The following is a 705-nucleotide window of genomic DNA, read 5'->3' as shown; positions in this document are numbered from 1 at the left end:
TAGCAATCGCTAAAGCGATTGGCGAATTTCTAGCTAAAGTAGTCAAGCTTAAGCTTGTTCTGTCAGAGATTGGGAACTTCATAAACCTTCCAATCCTTTGACCAACGATAAAATTTACAATAAAAAATAAGAGGATAGGTATTGTAATTTGCCACATTAAATCTAAATTATCAAGCAATAATTGTCCCTGTGAAGCAAACATTGCAATAATTGCAAGGCTTAGAAAAATAATCGGTAACACACTAAGATTATATATAAGATTGTCTCTTAACTGTTGCTTGTTTCTCAAGACCATTTTTGTTAAAAAAGATAAAACTAACGGTATGAATAAAACAATTAAAATACTTTCCACTAGAAATGAAAGTTCTATAACCTCTGTAGTTCCGCCAAAAATAAGAAGATAAATAGGCAACAAAATGATCTGTAAGATTAAGTTTAGAGGTAAGATAGCTGTTGATAATGCAACATTTCCTTTCGCTATCCCTGTAAAGATTAAGTACCAGTCCGTACAGGGTGTAACCATGAGCATGATAAATCCAATATATAATGCTGGATTGTCACCTAAAAACACAATAGCTAGCAGCCATGCTAGGATAGGTGTCCAGACAAAGTTTATGATGATTGAAGTGTATGTAAACTTAATGTTTTTAAAAGCTTTCTTTATTTCTTCAATAGGAATTTGTAAGAAAGTAATATAGAGCATAG

Annotated in this window: 1 protein-coding gene; it reads right to left on the bottom strand. The window is 32.1% G+C overall.

Annotated features, from left to right (window positions below; all coding sequences use genetic code 11):
* Positions 1-705: arsenic resistance protein (locus ACFQIC_RS18870; protein WP_390217671.1), on the bottom strand; the 705-nt coding region annotated here is incomplete at both ends.

Source organism: Halobacillus seohaensis (genome assembly GCF_042663045.1).
In the GTDB taxonomy this organism is placed as follows: Bacteria; Bacillota; Bacilli; order Bacillales; family Halobacillaceae; genus Halobacillus_A; species Halobacillus_A seohaensis.
Note: the sequence above shows the minus strand (reverse complement) of the source record. Positions and strands in the feature narration are given on the sequence as shown.